Here is a 26,226-nt window from a genome sequence, read left to right on the forward strand (position 1 = left end):
GTCATAGCGTCCTGACGGGGCAGGGGTGCGGCCCCTGCCCGGCCGGGCGGCTCCTGCGGGTGGGTGCGTTCAGACGTCGATGACGATGGTGAACGGGCCGTGGTTGGTGAGCGAGACCCGCATGTCCGCCCCGAACCGGCCCGTCTCCACCGTCGCCCCCAGCGCACGCAGCTGCGCGACGACCTCGTCCACCAGCGGCTCGGCGACCTCGCCCGGCGCCGCCGCGTTCCACGTGGGGCGGCGGCCCTTGCGGGCGTCCCCGTACAGCGTGAACTGCGAGATCACCAGCAGGGGCGCATTCACGTCGCTGCAGGACTTCTCCCCCTCCAGGATCCGTACGGACCACAGCTTTCGCGCCAACTGCGCCGCTTTCTCCGGGGTGTCGTCGTGGGTCACGCCCACCAGGACGCACAGCCCCTCGCCGACGATCCCGCCCACGGTCTCACCGGCCACGACGACGCTCGCGCCGTCCACCCTCTGCACCACTGCTCGCATACCACCTGTGTACCAGGCGTGCACCCGTCCGGGGCCGATCGGGTGGACCGGGACTGCGCCGGCACCGCGGACAGTGGCACGATGCACGCAGGCGGTGCTTCCGCCCGGCCCCAGGGGCCGGGCGAGACCCCATGCACCGGTCGAGGGGACGGACACGTTCACATGAATACTTCTGGTACCTCCGTATCTGCGTCGGCCACATCAGCCGCTCCGGCCGCTCCGGCCGCTTCAGTCCCATCAGCAGCGGTCGCTCCGGTGACCGGCGCGGTCCGACCACCCGCGCAGCGCACCGCGGAGGGGCAGGCGCCGACCACGCCCGCCACCGCACTCGGACTGCCGGAGCTGCGCACCCTGCGGCGCGAGGCCCAGCGCGACGAGGCCGATCTCAGCTACATCCGCAGACTCCTGCAGGGCAGGATCGACATCCTGCGGGCCGAACTGGCCCGGCGCAGTGACCCGGAGGCGCCCGTCACGCCCGAGCCGCCGGTGGTGGACCGGCTCTCGGAGATCCTCGCCGACGCCCCCTCCAGCCGCAGCGCCTCCGCCCGGCACGTCACGCTCGGGACCCCGCACGGCGAGGAGTACCGGCTGCTGGCCGCGGAGATGCTGGCCGACGTGGAGCTGTCGGACCTCCAGGCCCGGACGGACGGCGAACTGCACGACGCTATGGGCACGTTGGTGGGCTACGAGCAGCAGGTCTCCCGCCGCCGGCAGCATTTGCAGCGCACGGTGGACGACTGCAGCGCGGAGATCACGCGGCGCTACCGGGAAGGCGAGGCACAGGTGGACGACCTGCTGGTGTGAGCGCGGGCGCGGGCGCCGGCGTGGGTGCCGGCCGGGGTCCGCGCGGGCCGCGGGCGGCCGGGGCGGCGGATATTGCCGCGACGCGGTGCGGACGGGCGCATTAGCGTGGCGCGTTATGAGTGCTGACGTCCGGCTGATCGTCGGATCCGAATTCCCCGCCTGGATGCGGGCCGTGAACACCGGCTTCCTGACCGCGACCCGGGTGACCGACTCCGACGTCGCCCAGCGCGCCAAGTACAGCGACCCCGCTCGTGTGTGGGGCTCGTTCGACACCGACACCGGCGCGTGCGTGGGCACCCTGCGCTCCTTCCGGCAGGAGCTCACGGTGCCCGGCGGGGCGACGGTCACGTCCGCCGCGATCACCAATGTCGCGGTCGTGCCCACGCACCGCCGCCAGGGCCTGCTGAGCCGCATGGTGGCCGGGGAGCTGGCCGCCGCCGTCGAGCGGGGGGACGTGCTGTCCACGCTGATCGCCGCCGAGTACCCGATCTACGGGCGGTACGGGTACGGGCCCGCCGCGACGGTCGCGGAGTGGGAGATCGACGTCAAGCGCACCGGGCTGGACCCGCGCTGGTCCCGCCCCGAGGACGGCGGCCGGATCGACATCGTCGACGTGGCCGAGGCCCGACGGGTGGGCCCGGCCCTGCACGACCGGATACGGCTGTCCCGGCACGGTGCGGTGAGCCGCGACGCACGCTGGTGGAGCCTCGCCACCGGCGAGGAGGAAATGTCGTTCCGGCCGTACAAGGACAGGTTCCACGCGGTGTACCGGACCGCGGAGGGCGAGGTGGCCGGCCTCGCGGCGTACACCGCCGACGACCACTGGACGGACGCGAAGACCCCGCAGAACACCCTCCGGGTCACGGAGTTGCTCGCCGCCACCCCCGCCGCCGAGCGGGCCCTGTGGCACTTCCTGTGCTCCGTCGACTGGGTGCTGACGGTGCGCACCGGCTACCGCGCCCCCGACGACCTGGTCCCGCACCTGCTGCCCGACCCCCGCGCGGCCCGGCTGGTGACCTGCGCGGACTTCCTGTGGGTGCGGCTGCTGGACGTCGTACGGGCCCTGCGTGCGCGGACGTACGCGGTACCCGGGGTGCTCGTCCTGGAGGTCGCCGACCCGGACGGCCCGGCTGCGGGGCGCTACCGGCTCGACGCGGGCGCGGGGGAGTGCACGGTCACCGACGGGCCCGCGGACCTGCGCCTGGACGTGGCCGCGCTGGGCTCCCTGTACCTAGGCGACGAGTCCGCGGTGCGGCTCGGCGCGCTCGGGCGGGTGGTCGAGGAGCGGCCGGGCGCGCTGGCCCTGGCCGACGCGGTGTTCCGGACGGCCCGGCGCCCCTGGTGCCCGGATGTGTTCTGAGCGGGACGTGCACGAGAACGACGACGAGAACGACGACGAGAACATGGGCGTGAAGGTGAACGTGTACCCGGACGGGGACGTGGTGGACGCGCTGCGCGCGGCGGGTTGCGTCTTCGCGGAGGAGGAGGCGGAGCTGCTCGTGGCGGCCGCGGACGACGCCGCGCAGCTGGCCGCCCTGGTGACCCGCCGGGCCGGCGGCGAACCGCTGGAACACGTCGTCGGCTGGGCCGAGTTCTGCGGGCTGCGCCTGCGGGTGGGTGCGGGGGCCTTCGTACCGCGCCGGCGCACCGAGTTCCTGGTGTCCGAGGCGGTGGCGGGGGCGCCGGACCGGCCGGACCCGGTGGTGCTCGACCTGTGCTGCGGCGTGGGTGCGCTCGGCGCGGCCGTCGCGGCCCGCTGGGGCGGCGGTGTGGAACTGCACGCGGCGGACATCGACCCGGCGGCGCTGGCGTACGCCCGGCTCAACACGGCCCCGTACGGCGGCCGGGTGCACGAGGGCGACCTGTACGGGGCGCTCCCGGGCGGGCTGCGCGGTCGGGTGGACGTGCTGGTGGTCAACGCCCCGTACGTGCCGACCGGGGAGATCCCGCTGCTGCCGGCCGAGGCCCGCGAGCACGAGCCCGCGGTGTCCCTGGACGGCGGCCCGGACGGGCTGGACGTCCACCGCCGGGTCGCAGCGGGCGCCCTGCCCTGGCTGGCGCCGGGCGGACGGCTGCTGATCGAGACGAGCGAGCGTCAGGCCCCGCTGACGGCGCAGGCGCTGGAGGCGGGCGGACTCACGGTCCGGACGGCCGTGTCGGAGGAGTACTGGGCGACCGTGGTCATCGGCACGCGCCCGGCCTGACGGCTCCAGGTGCCTTCTCCCCCGGGCGGGGGAGAAGGCTGACCCGGCCCTCCGCCCACGGGCGGCGCCGGCAACGGTTCCGCGGGCCGATGTCAGGGCCCGAACCGGCCGACACGATGGTGTGCATGACGCACCGACAGCATGTTCCCGCTCCTGTGCCCGCCCCTGTTTCCGCCTTCGCTCCGGCCCCGGCTGCGCCAGCACCCCGGTGGGCGGTCCGGGCCGCGCAGGCCGTCACCCTGCTCACCGTGCCGTCCGGCATCTGGCGGCTGCTGCTGGCGGCGGGCTTACTGGTGGGCTACACCGAGGCGGGGTACGTGGCGGCCGGCATCCCGGGATGGGGCCGGGTGTACACGGCTGCCGTCAGCGTGGGGAGCGAGCTGCTGGCCCTGCTCGCGCTCGGGCTGGTCCGGCCCTGGGGCGAGGTGGTCCCGCGCCGAATACCGTGGCTGGGCGGCCGTCGGGTGCCGGTGCGGGTGGTCACCGTGGTGGCGGCGCTGGCCGCTGCCCTGCTGACCGTGGTGTGGACGCCGTTCGCGCTGTGGTGGATGCTCCCGCACCCGGACATGACCCCGCTCGGCGCCACCGTCGTCGGATTCCTGTACCTCCCGCTGATCGCCTGGGGGCCGCTGCTGGGCGCGCTCACCCTGTCGTACCACCGCCGGCTCCGCGGGCGGGGCGGCCCGGTTCGGAACTGAGGGGGCGGTCCGGGCCGCGGAGCCCCAGCCCTGGTCGTGGAGGCGTTCGGAGCCGTCCAGGAGGAGGTCGAGGGCGAACTCGAACTCGTAGGTGTCGTCGCAGCCGTGGCCGACGACCTCCGAGCCGTCGTGCGGTCGGGAGGCGGCGATCTCCGCAATGGGCGGGTACCGCGCGGCCAGGGCCGCCGCGGCCTCGACCGCCCGTCCCGAACTTCGTCCTGGGCGCCGACACGCTGCTGGTGGCCCACCTCCTGTACCGCTCGCGGCTGGCGCCCCGGCCCGTTGCCGTCCTGGGGCTGGTGGGCGGCCCGCTGATCTTCGCGTCGGCGACCGCCGTGCTGTTCGGCGCCTACGACCGGCTCTCCCTCTGGGGCTCGCCGGCCGCTCTCCCGGTCTTCGCCTGGGAACTGGCCCTCGCTACCTGGCTCACCGTCAAGGGCTTCCGGTCGCAGGCGGGGACCCGCCGTGGTGAGGTGGGAGCTGTTGCAAGCGTCTGCTTGCAATAGTTAGCAGAGTGCGGCAGGATCGGAGCATGGCATCGCTCAACGTCGGGAATCTCGGCGAGTTCCTCCGCGAACAGCGGCGGCAGGCCCAGCTCTCGCTGCGGCAGCTGGCCGACGCCGCGGGGGTGTCGAATCCGTACCTGAGCCAGATCGAGCGCGGGCTGCGCAAGCCGAGCGCGGACATCCTGCAGCAGCTCGCCAAGGCGCTGCGCATCTCCGCGGAGACGTTGTACGTGCAGGCCGGGATCCTCGACGAGCGGGACCGGGACGAGGTGGAGACGCGGGCCGCCATACTCGCCGATCCGTCCATCAACAAGCAGCAGAAGCAAGTGCTGCTCCAGATCTACGAGTCGTTCCGCAAGGAGAACGCGGCCGAGGGCGGGACGGAGGCCGGGGCAGCGCCCGCGGCCACCACCGGGCCGGCCGGCGCGGACGACGAGAAGCACTCCACGAACTGAACTGTGATCCGGGAGGACCAGCCACATGGCCATCGCCGATGACCTGAAGAAGACCCTCGCCGACCCGACCCCGCTCTACTTCGCCGCCGGCACCGCCGACCTCGCGGTGCAGCAGGCCAAGAAGGTGCCCGCCCTCATCGAGCAGCTGCGGGCCGAGGCTCCGGCGCGGATCGAGGCCGTGAAGAACACCGACCCGAAGATCGTGCAGCAGAAGGCGCGCGAGGCGCAGGAGGTCGTCACCTCCAAGGTCGCCGAGGTGCTCGGTGCCCTCGACGCGAAGATCGACGCGAAGAAGCTCGGCGAGCAGGCGCAGGACCTGGCGCTGCGCGGGGTCGGGGTGGCCGCCGAGTACGCGGTGCGCGCCAAGGAGACCTACGACCGGGTCGCCGAGCACGGCGAGCAGGCGGTGCGGGCGTGGCGCGGCGGGGTCTCCGACGAGATCGTCGACATCGCCGTCGCCGTCGAGCCGGCCCGTGATGGCCTGGAGGGCGAGGACAAGGCCGCCGCCCGCAAGACCACCACGCGCAAGACCCCCGCGAAGAAGGCCGCCGACGAGCAGGGCGAGCCGGCCGAGGTGTGAGCCGGCGCGGGCCGGATCCGCGCAGCGGATGACGGTGGGCCGGGCACCAGCGGGGTGTCCGGCCCGTTGGGGTGGGTGAAGGCCGCTCTGCCGGTAGCGTGGAGGCAGAGGACATCAGGCGTGCCACGTGTGAGAAGGCGGTCGAGTCGATGTTGATGAACGGGTTCGATAACGGGGTGCTCCCGTTGCTCGGGTTCGCCATGCTGGCGCTCGCTGTCGTGGCCTTCGTCTTCGCCCTGCTGGCCAGGGAGGACGCGTACCGCGCCGCCGACAAGCAGACGAAGACGTTTTGGCTGGTCATCCTCGGTGTGACCGTGGTGGTGGACTTCTTCCTGGGGATGCTGTTCCTGCAGATCGCCGGTCTCGTGGCGACGATCGTCTTCCTCGTCGACGTCCGCCCCGCCCTCAAGCAGGTCTCGGGCGGCGGCCCGCGCAGGGGCGGCAGCAGCAGCGACGGCCCGTACGGGCCGTACAACGGCGGGCGCTAGCAGCCGGGCCGGTTCCGCCGCCCCGCCCCGGGGCGCTCGGTTATTGCTGTCCGCCGCAGTTGCCTTTCCGGGCGGCGGCCGGGTGGTCCCGGCCGCCGTCAGGGCGTGCTGCGGGAGAGCAGGACCACGGCCACGTCGTCGGTGAGCTCGCCGCCGTTCAGGCGCCGGGCTTCGGTGACGGAGGCCTCCAGCAGGGCCTCGCCGCTCAGCCCGCGCTCCAAGTGCCGGTTGATCATCTCGACCATGCCGTCCTGTCCGAGCCGCTCCTTGCCGTCGCCGACGCGTCCCTCGATCAGGCCGTCGGTGTAGAGCATCAGGCTCCAGGTCCCGCCCAGCTCCACCTGGCGGCGGGGCCAGCGGGCCTTGGGCAGCAGACCGAGCGCCGGCCCGCTGTTCTCGTACGGCAGCAGCCGCGCGGGGCGGCCCGGCCGGGAGATCAGCGGGGCCGGATGGCCGGCCAGGCACAGGCCTGCCCGGCGACCGTCCGGCGAGATGTCCACGGTGCACAGCGTCGCGAAGATCTCCTCGCAGGGGCGCTCCACCTCCAGCACCTCCTGGAGGGTGGCCAGCAGGTCGTCCCCGCACAGGCCGGCCAGGGTCAGGGCGCGCCAGGCGATGCGCAGCTCCACGCCGAGGGCGGCCTCGTCCGGACCGTGGCCGCACACGTCGCCGATCATCGCGTGGACCGTGCCGTCGGGCGTGCGGACGGTGTCGTAGAAGTCCCCGCCGAGCAGGGCGCGGCTGCGGCCGGGCCGGTAGCGGGCGGCGAAGCGGAGGTCGGAGCCCTCCAGGAGCGGGGTGGGGAGCAGGCCGCGCTCCAGTCGGGCGTTCTCCTGGGCCCGCAGTTTCGATTCTGCAAGCTTGTACTGGGCGATGTCCGCCCGCTTCCGCTCCACCGCGTAGCGGATGGCCCGGCTCAGCACGCGGCCGTCCAGCTCGTCGCGGAAGAGGAAGTCCTGGGCGCCCACGCGGACGGCCTCGGCGGCGCGCTCGGCGTCCGCCTCGGCGGTGAGGACGAGGACGGCGTGGCGGGGCGCGATGCGCAGGACCTGGCGGAGGGTTTCGAGCTGGTCGGGGATGTCCGTGTCCGTGCCGCCACCCGCGGCGCGGGCGGCGCCGCCACCGCTCGCGAGGGCCAGGTCGAGCAGGATGCAGTGCACGTCCGGAGTGAGCAGGCGGGCGGCCTCGGTGAGGTTGCGGGCCGTGCGCAGCCTGATGCGGTGCCGGTCGGCGTCGAGGATTTCGGGGACGGTGAGACCTCCCGCGGGGTCGTCCTCGATCACCAGCAGGGTCAGGGACGCCTGGGGCAGTACGGCCTGACCGCTCTCCGTGGCGGGGGTCTCCCTCTGCCGCGGTACGGGTACGGGCATCGTCTCCGGTTCCTTCCCTCCCCCCGAGGGTGCGCTCGTCCGGGCCGACCCTAGCGGTCCGCGGCGGGAGAGCGGAATGGTGTTCCGGGCCAAGGACGGAGTCATATGCCGTTATCGCGGGGGAAAATCCGCCTCGCCGAATGATGAACGTCACGGCGGAGGACGTTCTCGTCCCGGTCCACGAGACGTCGGCGGGGCGCGGGAGGTTGCCTCCCCGCGCTCCGCGCGCCCGTGCCCCGGGCCCGCGCTCGCGCTCCGCGCGCCCGGGCCCGTGACCGGCGCCCCTTGTGCCGCCGGTCACACGTCGGGCCGGACCACCGCCTTGATCGGCATGGAGCCGGCGCCGGCGATCGTGACGTGCCGGCCGGGGCGCGGGGCGTGGACCATCGCACCGTCGCCGACGTACATGCCGACGTGACTCGCGTCGTCGAAGTAGATGATCAGGTCGCCGGGCCGCATGTCCTTGATCGCGATCTTCGGCAGCAACCGCAGCTGTTCCTGCGAGGTGCGCGGGATGCCCCGGCCCGCCGCCCGCCAGGCCTGGGAGGTCAGGCCGGAGCAGTCGAACGAGTTGGGCCCCGTCGCGCCCCACACGTACGGCTTGCCGATCTGCTGCGTGGCGAACTGCACGGCCTTCTTGCCCGCCTCGGTGGCCGAGCCGTTGACCTCCTTCAGCACGCCCGTCGACAGCCAGGCCGTCTGTGCCTTGTACTGCGCTTCCTGCTCCAGCTGGAGCAGCCGGGCCTTCTCCTCGGCCTCCAGCTTGCTCTCCAGCTCCTCCGCAGCCTTGATCTTGTCCTCGATCTCCTTCTTCGAGGTCTCCTTCTTGATGCGGTTGGCCTCCAGCTTCTCCCACTCCGCCTTGGCGTCCTTCGCGTACTGCTGGAGGTCGTGCTGGGTGCGGTTCACGTCGGAGAGCAGGTCCGTGGCGGCCTTCTCGCCGCGGCGGATCCGGTCCGTCCCGTCGAGGAACTGGCCCGGGCTGTTGCTCAGCGCGAGCCGTGCCCCGGCGGGCAGGCCGCCCGAACGGTACTGGGCCCGTGCGGCGGCACCGGCGCGGTTCTTCAGCGCGGCGATCCGCTCCTGGCCGGCCGTCACCTGCTTGGCGATCTCGACGATACGGTCGGACTGCGCCTTGGCCTCGCTCTCGGCGAGGTTGTAGGCGTCCGTCGCCGCGCCCGCCTGGCGGTAGAGGCCGTCTATCTCCTTGCGCACCTGCTCCAGGGACTTGGCGCCCGGCTCCGGCGCGGGTGCCGCCTGGGCCGTGCCCCCCAGAGCCGTCACCGCGAGCAGGGCCGTCGCGCACAGCAGCGTCAGGGCGTACGCGCCACCGCGCCGCCGCTTCGGCTCCACGGTTCCCATGGTCCCCCCAGGTACCCCGAGTCCGACCCGATGCCAGACACCCCATCGAATCTGACTATCCGTCAGTAACATTGACCGCCTTCGGGATGGTGCCACGACTCGGCGGATTCCAACACCCTCCCGGGCGCAGCGCCGATCTTGTCCACCGCGGCCATGGCCCCCACCGGTCCCACGGACAGTCCCGACGGCTCAACGGGCCGCCCCGGTCACCGGTTCCCCGCCCGGCCCGGATTCACCCCGCCGGCCGCAGCGCCTCCCAGCGCACCGTCAGTTCCCCCTGGCGCCACCGCACCGGACCGTCCGTCAGCGGCCAGTCGCCCGCCAGCGCGCGCGCCGTCCGGATCCATCGCTGCCGTGCTCCGTACGAGGCGTACGGAGCAGCCGCCGCCCAAGCCCGGTCGAAGTCGCGCAGGAACGCGTGCACCGGCTCCCCCGGCACGTTGCGGTGGATCAGCGCCTTCGGCAGCCGCTCCGCCAGATCGGACGGGCGGTCCAAGGAGCCGAGCCGGGTCGCGAACGTCACCGTGCGCGCCCCCTCGGGCCCCAGCGCGACCCACACGTGCCGCCGCCCGATCTCGTCGCACGTCCCCTCGACCAGGAGCCCGTCCGGGGCCAGGCGGGCACGAAGCCGCTCCCAGACCGCGGCCACCTGCTCCTCGTCGTACTGGCGCAGCACGTTCGCCGCCCGGATCAGCGCCGGGCGCTCCCCGCCGTCCAGCGGCACCTCGAACCCGCCGTGCCGGAAACCGAGCCCCTCCCGCTCGTACGGCTTCGCCGCCGCGACCCGCGCCGGCTCGATCTCGATGCCGACCACCCGCATCCGCGGCGCCGCCTCCCGCAGCCGCGCCAGCAGCTCGACCGCCGTCCACGGCGCGGCCCCGTAGCCCAGGTCCACGGCCACCGGAGCCTCCGCGCGGCGCAGCGCCGCCCCGTGCGCGGACGCGATCCAGCGGTCCATGCGGCGCAGCCGGTTGGGGTTCGTCGTCCCGCGCGTCACCGTTCCCACGGGACGCGACCGGGTGCCGGCACCGGTGCCGGCACCGCCGGCGGAACCGGTTCCGGAACGGCCGGCTCCACCTGGTCCGCCGGCACGGACGGAGGGCACGGGAAGGCGTGGGGGCATGGGCCGAGGGTAAGCGGAGGGCCGCCGCCGGAGGAAAAGCGGCCAGAGGGCGGAGGAAAATCCCCGGCTCCCGGAATGCGCGGGGCAGCCGTCCCGGTTGCACTCCTTGAAGGGCGCCGGGTGCGCTCCCTCCGGCATGCCCGCCGACGCCGTCGAGCAGCCGCCGCAGCACCGTCGTGCCCCCACGGCACGGGTCCGAGTCGTCCGAGCGAGATCGATCCGAGCGAGAGGAACTGCTCCCTTGAGCCAGTACGTGTCCCGCATCGGCGGCAGCATCGGCGGCAGGATCGCCGCCGTCCGCGGCACCCGCCACGACCCGCCCCGCCTGCGCCTGCCCTCCGTGGGCCACCACCGCAAGCCGCGCCGCGTGGCCATGCTCAGCGTGCACACCTCGCCGCTGCACCAGCCCGGCACCGGCGACGCCGGCGGCATGAACGTGTACATCGTCGAGCTGGCCAAGCGCCTGGCCGCGATCAACATAGAGGTCGAGGTGTTCACCCGGGCCACCGAAGGCGGCCTGCCGCCCGTGGTCGAGCTGGCCCCCGGCGTCCTCGTCCGGCACGTGGACGCGGGCCCGTACGAGGGCCTCGCCAAGGAGGAGCTCCCCGCCCAGCTGTGCGCCTTCACCCACGGCGTGATGCAGGCCTGGGCCGGCCACCGCCCCGGCTACTACGACCTCGTCCACTCCCACTACTGGCTCTCCGGGCACGTGGGCTGGCTCGCTGCCGAACGTTGGGGCGTCCCGCTCGTCCACGCCATGCACACCATGGCCAAGGTCAAGAACGCCGCCCTCGCCGAGGGCGACACCCCCGAGCCCGCCGCCCGCGTCATCGGCGAGACCCAGATCGTGGCCGCCGCCGACCGGCTCATCGCCAATACCGCCGAGGAGGCGGAGGAGCTCGTACGCCACTACGAGGCCGACCCCGCCAAGGTGGCCGTCGTCCACCCCGGCGTGAACCTGGACCGCTTCACCGTCGCCGACGGCCGGGCCGCCGCCCGCGCCCGCCTGGGCCTGCCGCAGGACGCCGTCATCCCGCTGTTCGCCGGGCGGATCCAGCCGCTCAAGGCCCCCGACGTGCTGCTCCGCGCGGTCGCCGTGCTCGTCGACCAGGACCCCGCACTGCGCCGGCGGCTCTTCGTACCCGTCGTCGGAGGCCCCAGCGGCAGCGGGCTCGCCAAGCCGGAGGGACTGCAGAAGCTCGCCGCGAAGCTCGGCATCGCCGACCTGGTGCACTTCCACCCGCCCGTGGCCCAGGACCGGCTCGCCGACTGGTTCCGAGCGGCGTCCGTGCTCGTCATGCCTTCCTACAACGAGTCCTTCGGGCTGGTCGCGATCGAGGCGCAGGCCACCGGCACGCCGGTGCTGGCCGCCGAGGTCGGCGGACTGCCCGTCGCCGTCAACGACGGGGCCACCGGCATCCTCGTACCCGGCCACGACCCCGTGGACTACGCCCGTGAGCTGCGGCGATTCGTCGACGAGCCGGGACTCACCGCCCGCATGGGCGCCGAGGCGGCCCGGCACGCGCAGTTCTTCGGCTGGGACACGGCCGCGAGCGGCACGGCCGACGTGTACACAGCCGCCATGCATGATCACCGCCGTCGCGTACGCTCCCACCATGGCTGACACCGCCGCGATCATCGAGAGCGCGCTGAACGACGCGGAACTGAGCTGGGAGAGCCCCCGGTCGGGCACCTACGTCGTCCAGCTCCCCGGCACCCGCAAGCTGTTCACGACCTGCTCCCTCAAGGTGGGCCGGCACTCGCTGTCGGTCAACGCCTTCGTCATCCGCCACCCCGACGAGAACGAGGCCGGCGTCCACCGCTGGCTGCTGGAACGCAACCTCAAGCTGTACGGGCTGGGATACGCGGTGGACGGCCTCGGCGACATCTACCTGGTGGGCCGGCTCCCCCTGTCCGTGGTGACCCCGGAGGAGCTGGACCGGCTGCTCGGCACCGTCCTGGAGGCGGCCGACGGCGCCTTCAACACCCTGCTGGAGCTGGGCTTCGCCGGCGCCATCAAGCGGGAGTACGAGTGGCGGGTCTCGCGCGGCGAGCCGACCTTCAACCTGGAGGCGTTCCGGCACCTGACCGGGCCGCAGGGCGGGTCGGGCGAGCCGACCGGCTGACGCGCCGCGCGGAACGGGGCGCGCGGAACGGGGCGCGCCGAACGGGGTGGGAAGGCGGGCGGTGGGGCGTGTCGCCCCGCCCGGCGGTGCCGCGCGGGCAGCGCCCCGTCGGAAGCCGGCCGGTCCCGGCTGATCCGCTGGAGCGACCCTCCTCAGGCCGCCGGGGCGGTGCCCGCGGCCGGCGCCGGAGCGGCCGCGACCGCGGCCGCTGACTCCTCCGCGGCCGCCCGCTCCTCCGGGGCGGACGCATCCCGCGGTAGCCCCCGCATGAGCACCCAGTACCCGACGGCGGCCACCGTGCCCAGCACCGCGGTCGAGGCCCACAGCCAGCCCGCCCCGTACGCGTCGATCACATGGCCGGCCAGCAGCGGGGCCAACACCGCCGCCACCGACCAGGAGAGGGTGTACACGCCCTGGTAGCGGCCCCGGCCGTGCAGCGGGGAGAGCCGGACGACCAGGCTCATCTGGGTCGGCGAGTTGATGATCTCGGCCAGGGTCCACACGCACACCGTCAACGCATACAGCGCGAGCGACCCGGCGAAGGCCGTCATCGCGAACCCGTACCCGGCCAGCAGGGCGGAGGCCACCAGCAACTTCTGCGGGTCCCGGTGCTCGATGAACCGGGTGACGGGGATCTGCAGCGCCACGATCAGCACGCCGTTCGCGGCGATCGCCAGCCCGTAGTCGCTCGCCGAGAAGCCGGCCTGGGCCATGGCCACGGGCAGCCCGACCGAGGACTGCATGAACAGCATCGAGATGAGGAAGGACAGCGCCACCACACTCATGAACCGCCCGTCGCGGAGCACCGTCCCCAGCCCGACCTCCTGCTCCGCGGCCTTCCCGGCGCCGCCGGGGTCCGGCTCCGGTCGGGACTCGGGCAGCTTGATCCACACGAGCACCGCGCAGGCCAGCGTCAGGGAGGCCTCGGCCAGGAAGCCCGCCAGGTAGCTGTGCTCGGCGATCAGGCCGGCGGCGACCGAGCTGACCGCGAAGCCGAGGTTGATGGCCCAGTAGTTCAGGGCGAAGGCCCGTACCCGGTCCTCCGGGCGGACGATGTCCGCCATCATCGCCTGCACCGCCGGGCGGGAGGCGTTGGAGGTGAAGCCGACCAGTACGGCGCCGGCGGCGATGGCCGCCGGGTGCTCCAGGAAGCCGAGCAGCGCCACCGCGAAGGCGGTGGAGGCCTGGGCGGCGAACAGGGTGGGCCGGCGTCCGAGCCTGTCGGTCATCACTCCGGCGACCAGCGAGGAGACCACCCCGCCGAGCCCGTGCAGGGCGATCACCAGGGCGGCGAAGGAGGCCGAGTAGCCCCATTTCTGGGTGAGGTACAGGGTCAGGAAGGTGGCGACGAAGGCCCCGAGCCGGTTGACGAGCGTGCTCGCCCACAGCCACCAGAACGCCCTTGGCAGACCCGACACGCTCTCGTGCACGGCACGTCTCAGACTTCCCACGGACATACGGAATCCCCCCGGCGATGTAAGTGGCCCTACGGCTTCACGCACCCTACGATCGTCATCGCTCAAGGGCCACTCGATTGACGTGTCCCGTCAATTCACCGCCCTGCGCACGGGCGCGCCCGGCCCGGCGCGGCCGCCCCGGCGCGTCCATTAGGCTCGTACGCATGGCCGACGCACCGTACAAGCTGATCCTGCTCCGCCACGGCGAGAGCGAGTGGAACGCGAAGAACCTGTTCACCGGCTGGGTGGACGTCAACCTCAACGAGAAGGGCGAGAAGGAGGCGGTCCGCGGCGGTGAGCTGCTCAAGGACGCCGGCCTGCTCCCCGACGTGGTCCACACGTCCCTCCAGAAGCGCGCCATCCGCACCGCGCAGCTCGCGCTGGAGGCCGCCGACCGCCACTGGATCCCCGTCCACCGCTCCTGGCGCCTGAACGAGCGCCACTACGGTGCGCTCCAGGGCAAGGACAAGGCCCAGACCCTCGCCGAGTTCGGCGAGGAGCAGTTCATGCTGTGGCGCCGCTCGTACGACACCCCGCCGCCGGCCCTCGCGGACGACGCCGAGTTCTCCCAGGCGGACGACGCGCGCTACGCCTCCATCCCGCCGGAGCTGCGCCCGAAGACGGAGTGCCTGAAGGACGTCGTCCAGCGCATGCTGCCGTACTGGTACGACGGCATCGTCCCGGACCTCCTCGCCGGCCGCACCGTCCTGGTCGCCGCGCACGGCAACTCCCTGCGCGCCCTGGTCAAGCACCTCGACGGCATCTCCGACGCCGACATCGCGGGCCTGAACATCCCGACCGGCATCCCGCTCTCCTACGAGCTGGACGCCGACTTCAAGCCCCTGAACCCGGGCGGCACCTACCTCGACCCGGAGGCCGCCGCGGCCGCCATCGAGGCCGTCAAGAACCAGGGCAAGAAGAAGTAAGGCTTGTGATCATGCCTCCCGCCTGCGCATACGGCGCCGGTGGGAGGCATGTTCGTGCCCTGGGTCCACCCTGGGCCCTCAGCGCGACGGGTCCTGCGGCCGGAGCGCCTCGCCGAGGGGCTTGCCGGCCCGGTCCCGGCGGTGTCGATCTCCATCGAGTCGTCAGGTCGGCACAGTCCCTGCGAGTCTCCGGGCTGCGATCGCGCGGGAGCGCCCCGCGGCCCGTGGCTGCGGGGCGCCCTGAGAGGGGTTAGTCGACCTTCTCCCCGTCGTGCGTACCGCCCTTGCAGTAGTTGCCCTCCTCATTGATCGCGGGCGTTCCGCCGCCCTGCTTGCACGCAGAGGGGGTGACGACGGACGGGGCACCCTGTGGGAGGTCTTCGGCCAGAAGTCGAACGCGGTGACCGAAGCCCTGGCAGTCGTGGCGCCGGCGGACGACGCGGAGGCCACGGCGTCGGCGATCCGCTGCTGGAGTGCTTCGAGGGGCTGCACGCCGAGTTCGTTCGGGTCGCCTGCGGGGCGCTGGAAGCGCGTCCGGCCGCGTAGACGGGGACGCGAAAGGGCCCCGTCCGGTGGCGGACGGGGCCCTTCCCGGTGCACGGGCCGGGCGGGGCGGTCAGCCGCCGCACTGGCAGGGCGCGCCGGACTGGCAGCCGCAGCCGCAGCCCGAGCCGCAGCCGCAGGCCCCGAGCAGGGGCAGGCGCCGCGGCTCCGGCTTCGGCGGCTGTTCCTGCTCGGGCGTGATGGGGACGGGGGAATCTGGCATGGATCCTCCTCGGAGGCGGGGTACGGGCTGGCGGTCGTACGTGCCTTCGACCTCATTCATGCCCAGAGGTACCGGCGCGTCAACGGCGCACGGGGGCTCACGGCCCCGCCCCGCGGTCCCCGGCTCAGACGGGCTCGATCGGCGGCTGGAGCTCGTCCGCGTGCTCGCCCGTCACCAGGTACACCACCCGCTTGGCCACGGACACCGCGTGGTCGGCGAAGCGCTCGTAGTACCGGCCCAGCAGGGTCACGTCCACCGCGGTCTCGATGCCGTGCTTCCAGCGGTCGTCCATCAGGTGCTGGAACAGCGTGCGGTGCAGCTGGTCCATCTCGTCGTCGTCCGTCTCCAGCTGCATCGCCAGGTCGACGTCCTTGGTGATGATGACCTCGGCCGCCTTGGCCATCAGGCGCTGGGCGAGCTGCCCCATCTCCAGGATGGTCGCGTGCAGGTCCCGCGGCACCGCCGAGGCCGGGAAGCGCAGCCGGGCCAGCTTCGCGACGTGCTGTGCCAGGTCGCCCGAGCGCTCCAGGTCGGCGCTCATGCGCAGCGAGGTCACCACGATCCGCAGGTCCGTCGCGACCGGCTGCTGGCGGGCCAGCAGGGCGATGGCGCGGGCCTCCAGGTCGTGCTGGAGGTCGTCGACCTTCTGGTCGGCCGCGATCACGCTCTCTGCGAGCTTCAGGTCGGCGTCGAGCATGGACGTCGTGGCCCGCCCGATCGCGGAACCGACCAGCCGGGCCATCTCGACCAGGCCCTCCCCGATCGAATCCAGTTCCTCGTGGTACGCGTCACGCATGGGTGTCCCTCTCTTGGCCTACTGCGCTGCTGCCCGGGGCGCGGGCGGGTGGGTGCGGCCTCGTGCCCCACGTTGACACGTTCGACCGCAAACGCGTCCGACTTCGACATCCCAAGTGAATCAGCCCCGTCGCCACGGTGAACTCTGGGCGACGACTGTTCGAGGCGCCACCCGAACGGCTGTGGAAGTGCCGTTGTGCCTGCTTAACCTGGATGCATGGACGTGAACGCGGCGGTCGCCGCAGCTGCAGCGATCGCCGGTGCGTGCACCGGTGTGATCGCCACGCTGGCGTTCCGCTGGAGTGAGCGTGACCAGGCCCGCCCCACCCGGAGCTCCATGCGCCCGGACATCAACGCAGTGCTCCCTCCCGGAGTCGACACCGTCCTGTCCGTCCTCCGCTCCTCCGCCGTCGTCCTCGACGAGGGCGACGCGGTGGTCAAGGCCAGCTCCGCGGCGTACGCCCTCGGGCTCGTCCGCGGCGGCAAGCTGGCCGTCGAGCCCATGCTCCACATGGCTCGCGACACCCGCCGGGACGGGGAGATACGTCAGGTCGAGCTCGACCTCCCCCGGCGCGGCACCGGCCGCGGCGAGGCCCTCGCGGTCTCCGCGCGCGTCGCCCCGCTCGGCTCCAGGCTCGTGCTGCTGCTGGTCGAGGACCTCACCGAGGCCCGCCGCATCGAGGCCGTACGGCGCGACTTCGTCGCGAACGTGTCGCACGAGCTGAAGACGCCGGTCGGCGCGATCTCGCTGCTGTCCGAGGCCGTCATGGACGCTGCGGACGACCCCGAGGCGGTCAGCCGCTTCGCGGGCCGCATGCAGATCGAGGCCACGCGGCTGATCAACCTCGTCCAGGAGCTCATCGACCTCTCCCGGGTTCAGAACGACGAGCTGCTGGAGGACGCCGAGCCCGTCCGCGTGGACACGCTCGTGGCGGAGGCGATGGACCGTTGCCGCCACACGGCGTCCGCCAAGCAGATCACCATGGCCGCGGGCGGGACCTCCGACCTGTTCGTCTGGGGGCACCGCGGCCAGCTCGCGGCGGCCCTGGGCAACCTGGTCGAGAACGCCGTCAACTACAGCCCGGCCCGGACCCGCGTCGGCATCGCCGCCCGCAAGGTGGCCGCACCCGGCGGCGACATGATCGAGATAGCCGTGACCGACCAGGGGATCGGCATCCCGGAGAAGGACCGCGAGCGGATCTTCGAGCGCTTCTACCGCGTGGACCCGGCCCGCTCCCGCGCCACGGGCGGGACCGGGCTCGGCCTCGCGATCGTGAAGCACGTCGCCGCCTCCCACGGCGGCGAGGTGTCCGTGTGGAGCTCTGAGGGCCAGGGCTCCACGTTCACCCTGCGACTGCCCGAGGCCGCCGCACCGTCCCACCACGCCTCGTCCGCCGCCCCGGCCGCCCCCGCACCCGGGCACCCGACCCCAGCCTGAACCAGAGAACCAGCCACCCCAGCCCCGGAGGTCCTTCCGTGACCCGAGTGCTCGTCGTCGAGGATGAGGAATCCTTCAGCGACGCCCTGTCCTACATGCTCCGCAAGGAGGGCTTCGAGGTCGCCATCGCCGCGACCGGGCCCGACGGGCTCGACGAGTTCGAGCGCAACGGCGCCGACCTCGTCCTCCTCGACCTGATGCTCCCGGGCCTGCCGGGCACCGAGGTCTGCCGGCAGCTGCGCGGCCGCTCCAACGTCCCCGTCATCATGGTGACCGCCAAGGACAGCGAGATCGACAAGGTCGTCGGGCTGGAAATAGGAGCCGACGACTACGTCACCAAGCCCTTCTCCTCGCGGGAGCTGGTCGCCCGCATCCGCGCGGTGCTGCGGCGCCGCGGCGAGCCGGAGGAGGTCGCCCCGGCCGCGCTGGAGGCCGGCCCCGTGCGCATGGACGTCGACCGGCACGTGGTCACCGTCGCCGGCGCCAAGGTGGACCTCCCGCTGAAGGAGTTCGACCTCCTGGAGATGCTGCTGCGCAACGCGGGCCGGGTCCTCACCCGCATGCAGCTGATCGACCGGGTGTGGGGCGCGGACTACGTCGGCGACACCAAGACCCTCGACGTGCACGTGAAGCGCCTGCGCGCCAAGATCGAGCCGGACCCGGGCGCCCCGCGCTACCTGGTCACCGTCCGCGGCCTCGGCTACAAGTTCGAGCCGTGAGCCAGGGCTGGGGCCGCGGCTCACGGCCCCGGCTCCTTCCGCCGTAACAACGGGTAGGGCCCCGTCCGCAGCAGCGGACGGGGCCCTACCCGTTCGTACGGGGTGCTCCGGGCGTCAGTGGCCGGCGGAACGCGAGGCGGAAGCCGACGGCGAGCCGGACGGGGACGCACCCGCGGCCCCGGACGGCGACGCACCCGCGGCCGGGGAACCCGAGGCGGCAGCCGACGGGGAGGCGGCCGGGGAACCGGACGGGGCCGGCGAGCCCGACGGGGCGGCGGGGCTGCCGGAGGCGCTGGGGCCGGCGGCGGGGGCCTCGGTCGGGCCGTAGGGGGCGAACGCGCCGGTGTTCGGGACGACGAACGCCTCCAGCGGGATGTCGCCGGTGGCGCTCAGCTTGAAGACGAGCTCCTGCGCGGCGCCGTTCCTGACGGCCTCGCTGGGGCCCTCGATGACGGCGGAGGCATTGCCCTTGCCGCCGATGACGATGGAGCCGCCGGCGGGCACGGTGACCTTGCCGGTGCCCTCGGCGGGCTTCAGCACGACCTTGCCGCGACCCGGGAGGGAGATCGACTCCACGGTCTCCGGCACCCGGCTGTTGTTGAAGAGCGTCGCCGAGACCACGGCCCCGCCCCGGCGCTCCTTGGTGCCCTGGGTGATCACCAGGGCGTTCTGGATCTCGATGTCGCCCTTCGACGCGGAGGCGTTGTCCGGCTTGATCTGAAGGGTCTGCGCGTCGTTGCCCGCACCGCAGGCGGCCAGCGAGGCGATCGAGAACACGACGGCGGTGGCGGCGAGGGCGCCGCGTCGAAGGCTGCGGCTCACGGCGGCGGCAACTCCTTGGACGTACGGAACGGAAGGACGGCGGTCTGTCGGACGGCCGAGGTAAAGCCGCCCTAAGGGTGTGTCAGCGCGCTTAGGTTACCGAGCCGCCGCCCCGCCCCCGCACCCGACCCTCCGCAGGGCGGGGGCGGCCCCGCGGCCGCTCCGCGATCTTGCATTCCGCGCGTCCTTCGCATGCCGTTCACGTGCCGTCCGCTATATCGCCCGGAGGCGCGCCCGTGATCAATTCCGGGATTCCTTCGAACGGCTTGCCGTGATCAATTCCAGGATTGGGCCTGAACCACTCCGTACGGGTGGCCTCCAGTCGAGTGGAGTGCTTCGGTTTCCCGGCTTCGAAACCGGCAAAACGGGACGTACATCACACTGGTGGGGCTGTCGCCCAGGTGTAACGTGGCCGTTTCGCCCGGTCCGCACAGCGCCTCCGACCTGCGAATACCCCCTTCCGCAAGCCCTCCGCAGCACGTTCCTGTCGTGGTTGTCAAGCCCCGAGATGCGCTCTGACCTGCGAAAACGCCATTCATAACCGTCAGTTCTCGTGTTACCCTGGATAGCCACGGAAGGGGTACCTGTCACATGACGTTCAAGGTTGGCGACACCGTGGTCTATCCCCATCACGGGGCCGCGCTGATCGAGGCCATCGAAACTCGCCAGATCAAAGGCGTGGACAAGACCTACTTGGTGCTCAAGGTCGCCCAGGGCGACCTGACGGTTCGTGTGCCTGCCGACAATGCAGAGTTCGTCGGCGTCCGCGACGTAGTCGGCCAGGACGGGCTGGACCGGGTCTTCGAGGTCCTGCGCTCGCCGCAGGTCGAGGAGCCGACGAACTGGTCCCGTCGCTACAAGGCAAATCTGGAGAAGCTCGCTTCTGGCGACGTCATCAAGGTCGCCGAAGTGGTGCGCGACCTGTGGCGGCGTGAGCGCGAGCGCGGTCTGTCCGCGGGCGAGAAGCGCATGCTCGCCAAGGCGCGCCAGATCCTGGTGAGCGAGCTCGCGCTCGCTGAGAACACCAACGAGGACAAGGCCGAGGCCCTCCTCGACGAGGTTCTCGCGTCCTGACGCGACAACCCCGTACACAGTCGTGCCGCGGTGCCCGATGACAGCCCTCTCCTCCACGAGGGGGCCGTTGCCGGGCGCTGCGGCATGTCTGTACCCCGCCCTGAAAACCCCGGGCCTGAAACCCAGGGCCTGACACCCGGGCACTGACACCCAGGCACCGACGTCCACGCCACTCACGCCGTACCGGCGGCCGTACCGAGACCCGCGCCGTGCCGGGCCCGGGCAGCCGGCTCGACCGGTCGTCACGGAAGGGGCGAGGGCGTCGCACCCGGCACTCCCCAGGGCCATACCCACGTCGGCCGAAGTCACAAACCTGGCTCGGAGCTACAACACATGTCTGACCAATCGCGACCCCACCGCACCGCCGCGGTGATCCCGGCCGCCGGCCGCGGGGTACGCCTCGGCCCGGGCGCCCCCAAGGCCCTGCGGGCCCTGGGCGGCACGCCGATGCTCATCCACGCCGTCCGCGCGATGGCCCGCTCCCGGGCCGTCTCCGTCGTGGTCGTCGTCGCCCCGGCCGACGGCGCCGCCGAGGTGCGCCGCCTGCTCGACGAGCACCCGCTGCCCGACCGGACCGAACTCCTCGTCGTCCCCGGCGGCGACACCCGCCAGGCGTCCGTGGCCGCCGGCCTGGCCGCCCTCCCCGCGGACATCACCTCCGTCCTCGTCCACGACGCGGCCCGCCCGCTCGTGCCGGTCGACACCGTCGACGCCGTCATCGAGGCCGTCCGCGCCGGCGCCCCGGCCGTCGTCCCCGCGCTGCCGCTGGCCGACACCGTCAAGGAGGTCGAACCCGGCGGGGCGGGCGAGCCCGAACCGGTCGTCGCCACGCCCGAACGGGCCAGGCTGCGCGCCGTCCAGACGCCGCAGGGCTTCGACCTCGCCACCCTCCGGCGCGCCCACGAGACCGTCGCCGCCGTCGGCGAGGGCGCCACCGACGACGCCGGGATGGTGGAACGGCTCGGCACCACCGTCATGGTGGTCCCCGGCCACGAGGAGGCCTTCAAGGTCACCCGCCCGCTCGACCTGGTCCTCGCCGAGGCCGTACTCGCCCGCAGGAGGGCCACCGATGCCTACTGACCCCACCGCCGCGACCCCCGCCGCCCCGCTGATCCCGCAGGTCGGCATCGGCACCGACGTCCACGCCTTCGAGACCGGCCGCGAGCTGTGGTGCGCGGGCCTGCTGTGGGAAGGGGAGGACGGCCTCGCCGGACACTCCGACGGCGACGTCGCGGCCCACGCCGCCTGCGACGCCCTCTTCTCCGCCGCCGGCGTCGGCGACCTCGGCGCGCACTTCGGCACCTCCCGCCCGGAGTGGTCCGGCGCCGCCGGCGTCACCCTCCTGGCGGAGGCCGCCCGGATCGTCCGCGCCGAGGGCTACGAGATCGGCAACATCGCCATCCAGGTGATCGGCGTGCGCCCGAAGATCGGCAAGCGTCGCGACGAGGCGCAGAAGACGCTCTCCGCGGCCGCCGGCGCGCCCGTGTCCGTCTCCGGCACCACCACCGACGGGCTGGGCCTGACGGGCCGCGCCGAGGGCCTCGCCGCCATCGCCACCGCCCTCGTCTACCGGGCCGACCCCGCCTGACCCCCCGACAGGCCACCCGCAGCACCGCGCGACCGGGTGGGCAGCGGCCCCGCGTCCCGGAAAGGGGCGCGGGGCACTGCCCCGGGCCCACTACCCTGGATCCCGTGACTATTCGCCTGTACGACACCAGCGCCCGGCAGATCCGCGACTTCACCCCCCTCAAGCCGGGTTGTGTCTCGATCTACCTCTGCGGTGCCACCGTGCAGGCGGCCCCGCACATCGGGCACATCCGCTCCGGCCTCAACTTCGACATCATGCGCCGCTGGTTCGAGTACCGCGGCTACGACGTCACCTTCGTCCGGAACGTCACCGACATCGACGACAAGATCATCTGGAAGGGCGCCCAGCAGAACCGCCCCTGGTGGTCCATCGGTTACGAGAACGAGCGCGCCTTCAACAACGGCTACGACGCCCTGGGCTGCCTGCCGCCCACCTACGAGCCCCGCGCCACCGGCCACGTCACCGAGATGATCGAGATGATGCGCGGCCTCATCGAGCGCGGCCACGCCTACGAGGCCGACGGCAGCGTCTACTTCGACGTGCGCTCGTACTCCGACTACCTGAAGCTCTCCAACCAGGAGCTGGACAACCTCATCCAGCCCGCCGAAGAGGGCATCACCGGCAAGCGCGACCCCCGCGACTTCGCCATGTGGAAGGCGTCGAAGCCCGGCGAGCCCGACTGGGAGACCCCGTGGGGCCGCGGTCGCCCCGGCTGGCACCTGGAGTGCTCGGCCATGGCGCACAAGTACCTCGGCAGCGCCTTCGACATCCACGGCGGCGGCCTCGACCTGATCTTCCCGCACCACGAGAACGAGATCGCCCAGGCCAAGGCCTACGGCGACGACTTCGCGCAGTACTGGGTGCACAACGCCTGGGTCACCATGTCCGGCGAGAAGATGTCCAAGTCCCTGGGCAACTCGGTGCTCGTCTCCGAGATGGTCAAGAACTGGCGCCCCATCGTCCTGCGCTACTACCTCGGCACCCCGCACTACCGCTCGATGATCGAGTACAGCGAGGAGGCCCTGCGCGAGGCCGAGTCGGCGTTCGCCCGCATCGAGGGCTTCTGCCAGCGCGTCGTGGAGAAGGCCGGCAAGGCCGTCGAACCGGCCGCCGAGGTGCCGCCCGCCTTCGCCGAGGCCATGGACGACGACCTGGGCGTCCCGCAGGCGCTCGCCATCGTCCACACCACCGTCCGCCAGGGCAACAGTGCGCTCGCCGCCGACGACAAGGACGCGGCCGTCGCGCGCCTGGCGGAGGTGCGCGCCATGCTGGGCGTGCTGGGCCTGGACCCGCTGGACGAGCGCTGGTCGGAGGAGACCGACCGGGGCGCCGAACTCCACGGGGCCGTCGACACGCTCGTGCGGCTGGTCCTGGAGCAGCGGGAGTCGGCGCGCGCCCGCAAGGACTGGACCACCGCCGACGCCATCCGCGACCAGCTCCAGCAGTCGGGCCTGGTCATCGAGGACAGCCCGTCGGGACCGCGCTGGACGCTCGGCCCGCGCTGACCGACCCGGCCTGACCGGCCACGTTGTGCCGCCCGGGGTCCCGGGCGGCACACTCTTCATACGTACATATCGCAGCACCGACGAAAACAGGTAGAGGTCATGGCCGGGAACAGCCAGCGCAGGGGTCGCCGCACGTCCAACAAGAAGGGCGCGACGGTCGGCAGCGGTGGTCAGCGGCGCAAGGGCCTGGAGGGCAAGGGCCCCACGCCCAAGGCCGAGGACCGCAAGGGCCACAAGGCGTTCCGCATGGCCAACGCCGCCGCCAAGGCGGCCGCGCGCCGCCGCCCGGCGCCCCGCCGCGGAGGCCCCAAGGGCCAGAGCGAGATGGTCGTCGGCCGCAACCCGGTCTTCGAGGCCCTGCGCGACGGCGTGCCCGCCACCACCCTGTACGTCCAGCAGTTCATCGACAACGACGAGCGCGTCCGCGAGGCCCTCCAGCTCGCCGGCGCCCGCGGCAACATCAACCTGATGGAGGCCCCGCGCCCCGAGCTCGACCGGATGACCGGCGGCCTCAACCACCAGGGCCTCGTCCTGCAGGTCCCGCCCTACGAGTACGCGCACCCCGAGGACCTCACCGAGGCCGCCTACGACAACGGCGAGGAGCCGCTGATCGTCGCCCTCGACGGCGTCACCGACCCCCGCAACCTCGGCGCGATCGTCCGCTCCGTCTCCGCCTTCGGCGGCCACGGCGTGGTCATCCCCGAGCGCCGCGCCGCCGGCATGACGGCCGGCGCCTGGAAGACCTCCGCCGGCACCGCCGCGCGCACCCCGGTCTCCCGCGTCACCAACCTCACCCGCGCCCTCCAGGACTACAAGAAGGCCGGGCTGACGGTCGTCGGCCTCGCCGCCGAGGGCGAGCACAGCGTCGCCGACCTCGACGCCCTGGCCGGACCGGTCGTCATCGTCGTCGGTTCGGAGGGCAAGGGCCTCGGCCGCCTCGTCGGCGAGACCTGCGACTACCTCGTGCGCATCCCGATGCCGGGCGGCGCCGAGTCGCTCAACGCCGGTGTCGCCGCGGGCGTCGTCCTGTACGAGGCGTCCCGCCGCCGCGGCTGACCGCACCCCGGGCGGGCCGCACCCGCCCGCTACCGAGCAGCCGGCTTGATCCACTCGGCTCACGGAGAGTGACCCGTGAGCGTGCCACCCCGCCCGTTTCGGGCGGGGTGGCTTGATCTTGACGGGTCTCGGACACATCCCTGCTGTCAAGGCAGTGTCCTAAACACTGATCACTCGGTTAGATGAGTGTGGACACCAGAACGTCAGGGTTCGACGACCAGCCCGCGCTGAGCATGGTCAAGGTGCCGTGCGACCCCGCACAGGTCATCGTCAACCACGCCAGCTTCCGCGTGCGGCTCGCACCGAGCCCGAGCGCGCGTTCCAAGCCCGCGAACACCCCCGGCCGGATGCCCGTCCTCGGCGGCGCCGTCACCGCCGCCGCCGGAGCCGCCGCCCGCCGTCGCAGGGCCCCCGTCGTCTGGAGCGGCAAGTCCGCCCCCGGCGACACCGCCGCCATGGGCGGACTGCTCCAAGCCGTACGCCAACACGGCCGCGGTTACGACCACGACGACTACGGCGACGCCGACGCCGGCGCGACCCAGGTCATCCCCCGCGTGGACCTGGGCCGCGACCTCGTCGACGACACCGTCCCCACGCCCACCGTCATCGGCCAGCGCCAATACGGCGACCCGAACGGGACGCGCCCCTTCGCCCCCGTACGGGACCTGCCCCACGGCGGACACCTCGGTCCCGTCGGCCCCTCCCCGTACGACGCCGGCACCGGCCCGGACGGCGCCCGCCGCGGCCCCTCCGACCACCGGGGCCACGCCTCCTACTACCCCGGCCGCCGCATGAACCTCGGGGTCGTCCTCCTCCCGCTGCGGGTCTTCCTCGGCTTCATCTCCATCTACGCCGGGATGGGCAAGCTCTGCGACCCCGTCTACTTCGACGGCGGCGAGCGCGGCTCCATGGTCACCTGGCTGCGCACGCTCGAACCCTGGGCCCTCGCCGAACCGCTGCGCGACTTCGCCCTCGCCCACCCCGTCGGCGCCGGCCTCAGCGTCGCCTTCCTCCAGGTGCTCGTCGGCGTCCTGACCGTCCTCGGACTCTGGCAGCGGTTCGCCGCCTGCTTCGGCGCGTTGCTCTCCGCGGCCCTGCTCATGACGGTCAGTTGGAAGACCGTCCCCGCCTACGACGCCCCCGACATCATCTACCTCGCCGCCTGGAGCCCGCTGATCATCGCCGGCGCCCCCGTCTACTCCCTCGACGGGCGCCTCGCCGGCGAGGCCTGGCGCACCCTCGGCCCGCGCTCCGACCTGTGGGAACTGCGGCGGCGGGTACTGCGGCGCGGGGCCGTCATGGCCACCCTCGTCTGCGGGCTCACCCTCCTCATCGGCTCGCTGCTCGGCGGCGCCGTCCGCTCCAGCACCGTCGTCACCGTCCCCGGACCCGGCCAGGCCCCCAGCAACTACCTGCCCGGCTCCCCGCTGCCCGTACCGCCGCCCACCAAGCAGCAGCACCAGCAGCAGCCGCAGCAGCCCGCCTCCCAGCAGCCCTCGCAGTCGGCGGAACCCGCCGCCAGCGCCACCCCCTCGACCAAGCCCAGCCGCACCGGTTCCACCGCCCGCGAGACCTCGGGCACCGGCTCGCAGCCTTCCGCCGCCCCCCGCGGCACCGGCAGCAGCCAGAGCACCACCGGCACCGCACCGAAGCAGTCCACCCCGAAGACCTCGTCGTCCACGACCACGCGCAGCAGCGGCACGAGCAGTGGCGGGGACACCCCGTCCACGAAGCCCGGCCTCGTCGGCGGCCTCCTCGGCTGACCGGACCGCCCGAAGAGGCCCGGGGCCCGGCACGCGCCATGCGGTGCGGGCCCCCGGCCGGTACGGACGTAGCGGGCGCCACCGGTCGCGGGAGGTGGCCCACTGC

At 73.0% G+C, this 26,226-nt stretch carries 27 protein-coding genes; 19 read left to right on the forward strand and 8 right to left on the reverse strand.

Annotated elements, in window-relative coordinates:
* Positions 1-69: 69 nt before the first annotated feature.
* On the reverse strand, positions 70-495 hold the full coding sequence (gene dtd / locus ACFV7Q_RS12935) for a D-aminoacyl-tRNA deacylase (protein ID WP_385427550.1): 426 nt from the start codon (positions 493-495) through the stop codon (positions 70-72).
* A 162-nt stretch (positions 496-657) separates the two neighbouring features.
* Between dtd and ACFV7Q_RS12940 the strand changes: the two genes are divergently transcribed.
* The 8 genes from ACFV7Q_RS12940 to ACFV7Q_RS12975 all read left to right on the forward strand — a co-directional run bounded on the left by ACFV7Q_RS12940 (position 658) and on the right by ACFV7Q_RS12975 (position 6,230).
* Positions 658-1,299, forward strand: a complete 642-nt coding sequence (locus tag ACFV7Q_RS12940) for an AmfC protein (protein ID WP_385427552.1) — start codon at positions 658-660, stop codon at positions 1,297-1,299.
* Between the two features lie 115 nt (positions 1,300-1,414).
* Complete coding sequence (locus tag ACFV7Q_RS12945) at positions 1,415-2,659, forward strand: GNAT family N-acetyltransferase (RefSeq protein WP_385427555.1); 1,245 nt, start codon at positions 1,415-1,417, stop codon at positions 2,657-2,659.
* Positions 2,660-2,702: 43 nt separating this feature from the next.
* Positions 2,703-3,503 carry a putative protein N(5)-glutamine methyltransferase gene (locus ACFV7Q_RS12950; RefSeq protein WP_385427618.1) on the forward strand — a complete coding sequence of 267 codons (801 nt, stop codon included), beginning with the start codon at positions 2,703-2,705 and terminating at the stop codon, positions 3,501-3,503.
* A 125-nt stretch (positions 3,504-3,628) separates the two neighbouring features.
* Entirely contained in the window at positions 3,629-4,201 is a 573-nt protein-coding gene (locus tag ACFV7Q_RS12955) for a hypothetical protein (RefSeq protein WP_385427558.1), read from the forward strand.
* Between the two features lie 218 nt (positions 4,202-4,419).
* Positions 4,420-4,707, forward strand: coding sequence for a DUF4386 domain-containing protein (locus tag ACFV7Q_RS12960; protein ID WP_385427620.1), 288 nt, complete (start codon positions 4,420-4,422; stop codon positions 4,705-4,707).
* 26 nt (positions 4,708-4,733) lie between these two features.
* On the forward strand, positions 4,734-5,162 hold the full coding sequence (locus tag ACFV7Q_RS12965; protein WP_385427561.1) for a helix-turn-helix domain-containing protein: 429 nt from the start codon (positions 4,734-4,736) through the stop codon (positions 5,160-5,162).
* A 25-nt stretch (positions 5,163-5,187) separates the two neighbouring features.
* Entirely contained in the window at positions 5,188-5,742 is a 555-nt protein-coding gene (locus ACFV7Q_RS12970; RefSeq protein ID WP_385427564.1) for a hypothetical protein, read from the forward strand.
* Between the two features lie 149 nt (positions 5,743-5,891).
* Positions 5,892-6,230, forward strand: coding sequence for a DUF2516 family protein (locus tag ACFV7Q_RS12975; protein WP_385427566.1), 339 nt, complete (start codon positions 5,892-5,894; stop codon positions 6,228-6,230).
* A gap of 98 nt (positions 6,231-6,328) precedes the next feature.
* Here ACFV7Q_RS12975 and ACFV7Q_RS12980 read toward each other — a convergent pair whose 3' ends face one another.
* From ACFV7Q_RS12980 to ACFV7Q_RS12990, 3 genes are all read right to left on the reverse strand, one after another.
* Entirely contained in the window at positions 6,329-7,600 is a 1,272-nt protein-coding gene (locus ACFV7Q_RS12980; protein WP_385427568.1) for a PP2C family protein-serine/threonine phosphatase, read from the reverse strand.
* Between the two features lie 297 nt (positions 7,601-7,897).
* Positions 7,898-8,962, reverse strand: coding sequence for an NlpC/P60 family protein (locus ACFV7Q_RS12985; RefSeq protein WP_385427571.1), 1,065 nt, complete (start codon positions 8,960-8,962; stop codon positions 7,898-7,900).
* Between the two features lie 232 nt (positions 8,963-9,194).
* Entirely contained in the window at positions 9,195-9,968 is a 774-nt protein-coding gene (locus ACFV7Q_RS12990; protein WP_385427574.1) for a class I SAM-dependent methyltransferase, read from the reverse strand.
* 358 nt (positions 9,969-10,326) lie between these two features.
* Between ACFV7Q_RS12990 and mshA the strand changes: the two genes are divergently transcribed.
* Positions 10,327-11,709 (forward strand): D-inositol-3-phosphate glycosyltransferase, encoded by a 1,383-nt coding sequence (mshA, locus tag ACFV7Q_RS12995; RefSeq protein WP_385427577.1) that lies wholly within the window; start codon positions 10,327-10,329, stop codon positions 11,707-11,709.
* Positions 11,702-12,211, forward strand: coding sequence for a YbjN domain-containing protein (locus tag ACFV7Q_RS13000; protein ID WP_385427580.1), 510 nt, complete (start codon positions 11,702-11,704; stop codon positions 12,209-12,211). The genes mshA and ACFV7Q_RS13000 overlap by 8 nt, the downstream gene beginning before the upstream one ends.
* Before the next feature lie 152 nt (positions 12,212-12,363).
* Here ACFV7Q_RS13000 and ACFV7Q_RS13005 read toward each other — a convergent pair whose 3' ends face one another.
* The gene (locus tag ACFV7Q_RS13005; protein ID WP_385427582.1) at positions 12,364-13,668 is read right to left on the reverse strand and encodes an MDR family MFS transporter; all 1,305 of its coding nucleotides are present in this window, start codon (positions 13,666-13,668) and stop codon (positions 12,364-12,366) included.
* A 164-nt stretch (positions 13,669-13,832) separates the two neighbouring features.
* On the opposite strand from ACFV7Q_RS13005, the gene ACFV7Q_RS13010 reads away from it, so the two are divergent.
* On the forward strand, positions 13,833-14,594 hold the full coding sequence (locus ACFV7Q_RS13010; RefSeq protein WP_385427586.1) for a phosphoglyceromutase: 762 nt from the start codon (positions 13,833-13,835) through the stop codon (positions 14,592-14,594).
* A 616-nt stretch (positions 14,595-15,210) separates the two neighbouring features.
* Here ACFV7Q_RS13010 and ACFV7Q_RS13015 read toward each other — a convergent pair.
* Positions 15,211-15,360: a hypothetical protein gene (locus tag ACFV7Q_RS13015; protein ID WP_385427589.1), complete on the reverse strand. Its 150-nt coding sequence runs from the start codon at positions 15,358-15,360 to the stop codon at positions 15,211-15,213.
* A gap of 124 nt (positions 15,361-15,484) precedes the next feature.
* Complete coding sequence (phoU, locus tag ACFV7Q_RS13020; RefSeq protein ID WP_385427592.1) at positions 15,485-16,156, reverse strand: phosphate signaling complex protein PhoU; 672 nt, start codon at positions 16,154-16,156, stop codon at positions 15,485-15,487.
* A 216-nt stretch (positions 16,157-16,372) separates the two neighbouring features.
* Here phoU and ACFV7Q_RS13025 point away from each other — a divergent pair, with 216 nt between their 5' ends.
* Entirely contained in the window at positions 16,373-17,593 is a 1,221-nt protein-coding gene (locus ACFV7Q_RS13025; RefSeq protein ID WP_385427595.1) for a sensor histidine kinase, read from the forward strand.
* 38 nt (positions 17,594-17,631) lie between these two features.
* Complete coding sequence (locus ACFV7Q_RS13030; protein ID WP_179173417.1) at positions 17,632-18,312, forward strand: response regulator transcription factor; 681 nt, start codon at positions 17,632-17,634, stop codon at positions 18,310-18,312.
* 114 nt (positions 18,313-18,426) lie between these two features.
* Here the strand turns inward: ACFV7Q_RS13030 and ACFV7Q_RS13035 are convergent, their stop codons facing one another.
* Positions 18,427-19,134: a DUF461 domain-containing protein gene (locus tag ACFV7Q_RS13035; RefSeq protein WP_385427598.1), complete on the reverse strand. Its 708-nt coding sequence runs from the start codon at positions 19,132-19,134 to the stop codon at positions 18,427-18,429.
* Positions 19,135-19,725: 591 nt separating this feature from the next.
* Here ACFV7Q_RS13035 and ACFV7Q_RS13040 point away from each other — a divergent pair.
* From ACFV7Q_RS13040 to ACFV7Q_RS13065, 6 genes are all read left to right on the forward strand, one after another.
* Positions 19,726-20,208 (forward strand): CarD family transcriptional regulator, encoded by a 483-nt coding sequence (locus ACFV7Q_RS13040; RefSeq protein ID WP_179178388.1) that lies wholly within the window; start codon positions 19,726-19,728, stop codon positions 20,206-20,208.
* A 333-nt stretch (positions 20,209-20,541) separates the two neighbouring features.
* Positions 20,542-21,288: a 2-C-methyl-D-erythritol 4-phosphate cytidylyltransferase gene (gene ispD / locus ACFV7Q_RS13045; protein ID WP_385427602.1), complete on the forward strand. Its 747-nt coding sequence runs from the start codon at positions 20,542-20,544 to the stop codon at positions 21,286-21,288.
* Positions 21,278-21,796 carry a 2-C-methyl-D-erythritol 2,4-cyclodiphosphate synthase gene (ispF, locus tag ACFV7Q_RS13050; RefSeq protein WP_385427605.1) on the forward strand — a complete coding sequence of 173 codons (519 nt, stop codon included), beginning with the start codon at positions 21,278-21,280 and terminating at the stop codon, positions 21,794-21,796. Before ispD ends, ispF begins: the two co-directional genes overlap by 11 nt.
* A 104-nt stretch (positions 21,797-21,900) precedes the next feature.
* Complete coding sequence (gene cysS / locus ACFV7Q_RS13055; RefSeq protein ID WP_385427608.1) at positions 21,901-23,301, forward strand: cysteine--tRNA ligase; 1,401 nt, start codon at positions 21,901-21,903, stop codon at positions 23,299-23,301.
* Between the two features lie 99 nt (positions 23,302-23,400).
* A complete protein-coding gene (gene rlmB / locus ACFV7Q_RS13060; RefSeq protein WP_385427611.1) occupies positions 23,401-24,357 on the forward strand; it encodes a 23S rRNA (guanosine(2251)-2'-O)-methyltransferase RlmB in 957 nt (318 codons plus the stop codon).
* A gap of 182 nt (positions 24,358-24,539) precedes the next feature.
* Entirely contained in the window at positions 24,540-26,120 is a 1,581-nt protein-coding gene (locus ACFV7Q_RS13065) for a DoxX family protein (protein ID WP_385427613.1), read from the forward strand.
* Positions 26,121-26,226: the final 106 nt, after the last annotated feature.

It is taken from the genome of Streptomyces sp. NPDC059851 (genome assembly GCF_042732005.1).
Lineage (GTDB): Bacteria > Actinomycetota > Actinomycetes > Streptomycetales > Streptomycetaceae > Streptomyces.